We start from the raw sequence: 6,787 nt of genomic DNA on the forward strand, positions 1-6,787 counted from the left end.
GTGCTCCGGGTCGCGAATGAAGCACACGACCGGCTTGCTCATGGCCATTGCCTCAAGAGCGAAAAACCCATGAAAACCTACCATGACTTGATCCACAATAATATCCGCCGTTTGATAGATCTTGAGGGCCTGCTGATTTGGAACCCTCTCAACTAGCACGAGCTCTACAGCCAGTCCTTCAGCAGATAATTCCGAGACAGCCGCCTCTATAAATCTAGTTCCCTTGAACATCCGATGATTGGGAGCATGGACAATCCGCACTACTGGTGGATTCAACCCAGAAACAGACTGAGTATTTTTATATTTTCGCTCGCTAACATCCAGCGGCCAAAAATATAGCGTGTTTACACTTCCAGGAGTGTACTCAATCATGTCCCCCATAGAGAAAATTGCGACGCATTTATCTCGCGCATAATCATATCGAGGTCGAAACAAGCCCTCATCACAGATGCACGCCGAATTTGGAGCGGTGCAGTCCGTACAGCAGTTCGGATCTCCCAGCGACCGAGTGATGCGTTGGGTCCGGCAATCTCCACCATAGGTCCACGCAAAAACATCTATTGCCAACAACTTATACGCAAAAAGTTCCAATTTGTTGAAGGATCGCATCTTAGCGTTCGGTAAGATGCCACCATCCAAATAAATATGAACACGATCAGCAACTAAACAAATAGCCCAAAAAGCAATATACCTATATTGTGTGTTAAAAATGCGTCCTAGAGGACATCTTTGAAGATCGAAATCGAACTCATTAGTAATGAAATAGGTATGAGCAACTACAGAATAAGACCTGGCACCCATCAATCTCTCGGACTTGGAGTTAATTGCCATATTTAGAATGGGTGCACCAGTCCAAATACTGACAGGCGCTCGCCCTAAGGCCCACTTCAATGGAATCCTCAGCGCCGCAACCAAGGGCAGCACAAGAATAGAAATCGAATTGAGGAGAGAAATCATTCCTCCACGAAAAAAATACATCGGCTAACCTAAATAACCTGAATTGACATGCAAATCATGACAGTATAACCACCTCTGCAGTCGATGAATAACTCTTGCTCGGAGGTTATGCGGCAATTTCTTGAATCAACCCAACGAGGCGCTCAGCGATCAATTTATTGGAATGATGTTGCAAATACCATTCTCGAGATACGTTTTCAATATGATTTCGGTAGGAAATATCACTCGCTAGTTGTTGAAGACGATCGGCTACGTCAATATGCGACTCCACACTTATGAGCGGTGGAATGACATCGAAGCAAGCCCTGTGCGGCTCCGGGTCAATATGACACAGCGTGGCCTTGCCACACATCAACGATTTGGCGGCCAAGCTCCCAAAAGCACCTACACCGATTTGATCAACAACAACGTGAGACAGACTGATCATCTCAATCATGTGCTGATTGGGTAGAACTGGTATCCACACCACGGAATCTTCAATACCCAATTTTTTGATGAGCCGCCGGCTCTGCTCTATTGTCAACCCCCATTCAGTAAGAACCAAAACCGTTTTGACATTGGCTGCTTTTCTGAATTTTGCGAAGCCTGCAATAATTTTATCGTTTCCCTTTTCCCAACTGGGATCACGATGCCTATCCCAATGGTGTCTGGCGGGATGAAAAACGATAAAGTCCTGACCATGAAGGCGCTCAGTACAACTGGGTGGAAGCGGCACCTTCTGAACCTCCTCGTTGATCGGATGAGGAATAAATCGATAGTCTTTTAGCTGCAACTTCTCTGCGGCCTTGACGTTGTCGCAGTTGGTAATTATTATTTTATCTGCGGCTTTGTAAACAGCTTTGCAAATTCGCCCCAAAGCATCGTCAACGAAAGGAATTTTCCTGATTGTTCCATGTTCAAAGGCGATGTATTTTTTATTGCATATCAGAGGATAAATTCCATCTATGGAATATCCGATAACAGCATCATATTTCTTAAAAATCCGTTCCCACAAAGCTTGATGGAAAAAATATGGGACTACCTCGGAACGCCTCAGGTCACATTCAGTACGGCTGTTGATCTGGTCCAAAGTAACGCGTATTTTTGCGAACCGATCTCCACCATTTTTTTTCAATGCAGATTCAGCATAAAAATGCAAGTGACAGATGACACGCAAGATCGGAACCGAAACCTTTGTCAACAGGTCGATCAAGGATTTTTTTTTGGATCCGAAAAGCTTCGTCCAAGCATCCGTTAAAAGAAGCTCAAGCGTTCCCCCAAATGCGTGGCTGTGCGCTGTCCCGATGATTCGCGACAGTCGCCCCATCTTTTGCTCTGGAGCCGAAGCGTCTCCAGCCAGTTCAGCCAAAATTTCCCCTAAGGCACCCGAATGAAACCAATCCGGCCTCTTAAAGCCTTGCAAATCCAGATTGGCCCAATCAGGATTGAAGTGATCGATTCCCTCGAAATCAAATACAGCGTCTTCCCATTCTGGCGTACCCATGATATGGTAATAATCTGCGCAAATTACATCCGATTCAACGTCGTGCTGAAGAAGTAATTTCGCGTTCAGATAAGCATTATTAGCAATATTGCCAATGTGCAATACTTTATAGGGCCTCTCTGGGGTAGAAATTCTCTTATTCATTTTTTATAAATTGTCTGATCATTGACTCCAGACTGATCAGCGACCAAATCTGCAAGCGGTGATTCATTTCTCCACTGCCGTGCTGTCGAACGATCTCACTCACATAGTCACGATCCAAATATTGATGGGTCAACGCATTAGGACTGAGCAAAGTACGCTTGACATAATCAATACTCTCGCCTTTGAACCAGCTCGCATCTGGAGCGGAGAATCCCTGCTTTTCACGATCCGTGATCACAGGTGGCAACAATCGCTGCATCACCTGGCGTAAGAGCAACTTCCCGTCCTTGGTTTTTTGAAAATATTTGGCGGTCTTTGCCCCAGGTTCATTTTCATTCAGCTTGACGACTTCGCCCAAATTTCCAAGCTTCATTCGTGCAGGCAATTGCATGGAAAAATCTACGAGATCATTGTCGAGGAATGGGACTCGCGTTTCGATGCCATGGGCCATGCTCAATTTGTCTTCGACTACCAGTAACCCATGAAGGAACGTCCTGGCTTCAAAGTACAGGGAGTGATTGATATAGTCTTCCGGTCGACCAATGTTCTGAGGCCGCTGATGAAAGACAGACTTGAACAGGTCTCGCGAGTCAATGTGCTGAACCTCTGCCCATACCGGAGCCAGCGCGGTGGACATTCTCCCCTGAGGAATCAAACGCTGCCAGAAAGCGTGATATTTATCTATATAGTGATCAAAATCATTATTGACTACCGCTCTATAGTATCTCCACGGATATCCACCGAAGAGTTCGTCACCACCGGCACCAGACAGCACAACTTTGACAAATTTGCTGGCCAGTTGAGCCGCATAATAATTCGGGTAACTTTGTCCTACGCGCGGTTCTTCGATGTGCCAAGCCAACTTTGGCATGACTCGCTCCATATCTCCCGCCTTGAGCACCATTTCGTAATGCTCAGTTTTGAAGAGATAAGACATGTATTCAGCCGTCGGGCGTTCATCAAACCCCAGTTCAATCCCTGAAGCCGAATTCAAATCGAAGCCGCAGGTGAATGTTTTCATGTATGGGATTTGCTGAGCGGCGACTGCTGTGATGGACCCGCTGTCCATGCCGCCGCTCAAATAAGAACCAATGTCTACGTCACTGACCAGCTGCCGGGAGACAGCCTGCGCGAACAGGCGATCCAGCTCTTCTGCATATTCCTCTAATTTTCGTGGAGATTCAGGCTCAACGAATTCATAATCCCAGTACCGGGTGAACTTGGCTTCAACAGATCCGGTACCGCTTCTTTTTATCGTTGCAAATGTGCCAGCAGGGAAAAGACTGATTCCGCTGAATATAGTTCGATCAGCAAGGAAATTTTGAAAACTCAAATATTCAAACAATCCGATGGAATCGACTTTAGGATCAACAACTCCATGTGCAAAAATTGCCTTGATTTCAGAGCCAAAAACAAATGATTTTCCAGAGTTATGATAATAAAGCGGTTTGACGCCGTAACGATCACGAGCAAGCGTCAAGGTTTTTTCGGCCTTGTCCCAGATTGCCAGAGCAAACATGCCGTTGAGTCGATCGAAGCATTTCACGCCCCATTCGACAAAGGCATAAAGCAGGACTTCCGTGTCGCTATGGGTATGGAAGTGGCGCCCCAAGCTCTCCAGTTCCATACGGATTTCTTTGAAATTGTAGATTTCTCCGTTGTAGGTGATAACGTAACGACCATCTTCGGAGGCTTTAGGTTGGTGCCCCCCGGGCGAGAGGTCGATAATGGCAAGACGTCGATGGCCCAACGCCAATGCTTCATGAACGTAACTTCCTTCGCCATCCGGTCCCCGGTGCGCAATCGCATCGGTCATGCGTTTGATGACCACCGCCGAGGCAGGGTATTGGTCCGTGTTGTAATAACCCGCGATACCGCACACGTTGGATACCTCAGAGGCCGACGGAAGCGCGACGAGCAGCCACCTCTGCTTTATGTGACGCACGCCAATCGATCAGCTTACGCAAGCCTTCATCTAGATCGATCTGTGCATTGAATTGAATTTCTTTGCGCGCCTTGTCAGGACTTCCAATGCGATTGCGCACCAGGGTGGCCTGACTGCGGGATGCATATGTGATTTCTTTGGTAGAGCCGGTGATACGCAGAAGCTTTTCTGCCAACTCTTTCAACGACGTCCGCTTGCCGGTACCAACGTTGTAGAACTCGTCAGTCGCGCTGGCCTTCATTGCACAGACGTTAGCCAGTGCACAGTCTTCTACCGCAACAAAGTCAAACGCCTCAGAGCCATCGCCCATGATGGTAGGGCTATTGCCGCTGTCGATTGCATCGAGCATTTTCATGATCACGGCAATATAGGCACCATGGTAATCTTGACGGGGACCGTACACGTTCATGTATCGCAGCCCAACATAATCCATTCCATAGCGATGATGGTAAGCACGCAAAAAAGCCTCACCTGCAATTTTAGTGGCTCCATAGAAATTTTTATTATTAAATGGATGCTCTTCCGTCATGGGTTCTTCCACCGCATCGCCATAAACAGAAGCTGAAGAAGAGTAAACCAAACGCTTCACCCCATTCCTGACACAAGCGTCCATTACATTAAAAGTTCCCCGAACATTGGTTTCGAATGCGGTCCTGGGATATTCATGGCATTGAAGGAGCCAAAGCGCCGCCAGATGAAAAACCCCGTCGACTCCTTTGAGAGCAGCATCCAATATGTCTGTCTGCAGAATATCCCCGCCAGCTTCGAAAATTTTTACCCGTGGATCTTTGAGCGAATCCGTTATATTCTCCATTCGACCGCGTACGAAGTTATCGTAGATCACCACTTCGGCGACGTCTTCTTTCAATAGCTGGTCAACGGTATGGGATCCGATCAAGCCACCACCACCGATGATGACGAAGCGTTTGTTTTTAATATCCATGATTATTCTTTCTAACAATTAATTGGGCCTGCTAACAGGTATTGGCGCGAGGGCGACTCCGACGACGGAATCAGGGAAAGGGATTTTCGATATAAAATCGCTGGATAGCCTGGGCCACCAGGGACTGATCCGATTCGCTAAGGTAAGGGCCTATGGGAAGACTCAGAACTTCATTGGCCAGCTGATCGCCAATGGGGAGCTGCTTGCTGCCATCTTCCACTGCGGGCTGCTTGTTCAGAGGCAACGGATAATGCACCGTGGTGGGTATCTCTAATTTTTTCAGAGCTCGCTGCAGATCATCGCGTTGATTTGACCGGATCGTGTATTGGGCCCAGGCGCTCAGGTTGCCGTTTTGGATGGATGGACAAGCTATCTGAGAGACTGGCAGCAATTTGCTTTCATATTGATCCGCGATCTTTTGGCGCTTCGCAATCTCTTCATCGAAAACCCCCAGCTTTCCCAGAAGAACTGCAGCTTGCAATGTATCGAGGCGGCTATTCACACCCACACGAACGTGGTGATAGCGGCGATCCTGTCCATGACGCGAGATCTGACGGATGACCCCGGCCAATTCCTCGTCACTTGTGAAAATGGCTCCGCCGTCTCCATAGCAGCCTAACGGTTTGCTAGGGAAAAAGCTGGCGCAAGCCACAGTAGTGAGGTTGCAACTCTTGCGGCCTTTATAGATAGCACCAAAACTTTGAGCCGCATCCTCAATGACAGGAATTCGATATTTGGCGGCTATTTCATTGATGCGATCAAAGTCAGCGCATTGCCCATACAGGCTGACCGGAATGATGGCCTTCGTGCGAGGCGTGATGGCTGCCTCGAGTAATGAGGGATCCAGGTTGCATGTATCCGGCGACACATCTACATACACGGGTTTCGCACCAAGCAGCGCGACTGTCTCGGCAGTGGCGATATACGTGAATCCGGGGGTGATTACCTCGTCTCCAAGCCCAATGCCCAGAGCCATCTGGGCAATTTGGAGCGCATCTGTGCCATTCGCCACGGTAATGCAATACTTGGCTCCGGTGTAGATTGCCAAGTGCTCTTCCAGTTCATGCACTTCCGGGCCCAGGATGTACTGGCCATGAGCCAGTACTTTCTGAATGCGCGCGTCGATGTCAGACTTGAGTCGACTGTATTGCGCTCTTAGATCGGTGAATTCCATTACAACTCCGTGCGCTGGTGGGGATCAAGCTCGCTGCAGCTCACCATCAATCAAACGATATAAATGACCGGTTTGCGGACAATGTGCTTGTGCATCTCCGGTCAAGGGAAGATCGAGACGCTCCCCGTGTTCGCTCATCCA

Annotated in this window: 5 protein-coding genes; all 5 read right to left on the minus strand. The window is 48.1% G+C overall.

What is annotated here, in order from left to right; genetic code table 11:
- A partial coding sequence (locus tag KGZ89_04025; protein MBS3974015.1) for a hypothetical protein occupies positions 1-978 on the minus strand: 978 nt, incomplete at its 3' end.
- Between the two features lie 85 nt (positions 979-1,063).
- Entirely contained in the window at positions 1,064-2,542 is a 1,479-nt protein-coding gene (locus KGZ89_04030) for a hypothetical protein (GenBank protein ID MBS3974016.1), read from the minus strand.
- A 34-nt stretch (positions 2,543-2,576) separates the two neighbouring features.
- Positions 2,577-4,466, minus strand: a complete 1,890-nt coding sequence (asnB, locus tag KGZ89_04035) for an asparagine synthase (glutamine-hydrolyzing) (protein MBS3974017.1) — start codon at positions 4,464-4,466, stop codon at positions 2,577-2,579.
- Positions 4,467-4,476: 10 nt separating this feature from the next.
- Positions 4,477-5,472, minus strand: coding sequence for an NAD-dependent epimerase/dehydratase family protein (locus KGZ89_04040; GenBank protein ID MBS3974018.1), 996 nt, complete (start codon positions 5,470-5,472; stop codon positions 4,477-4,479).
- 70 nt (positions 5,473-5,542) lie between these two features.
- Positions 5,543-6,646: a DegT/DnrJ/EryC1/StrS family aminotransferase gene (locus KGZ89_04045; protein ID MBS3974019.1), complete on the minus strand. Its 1,104-nt coding sequence runs from the start codon at positions 6,644-6,646 to the stop codon at positions 5,543-5,545.
- Positions 6,647-6,787 lie beyond the last annotated feature (141 nt).

This window comes from Actinomycetota bacterium (assembly GCA_018334075.1).
GTDB lineage: Bacteria > Actinomycetota > Coriobacteriia > Anaerosomatales > UBA912 > JAGXSC01.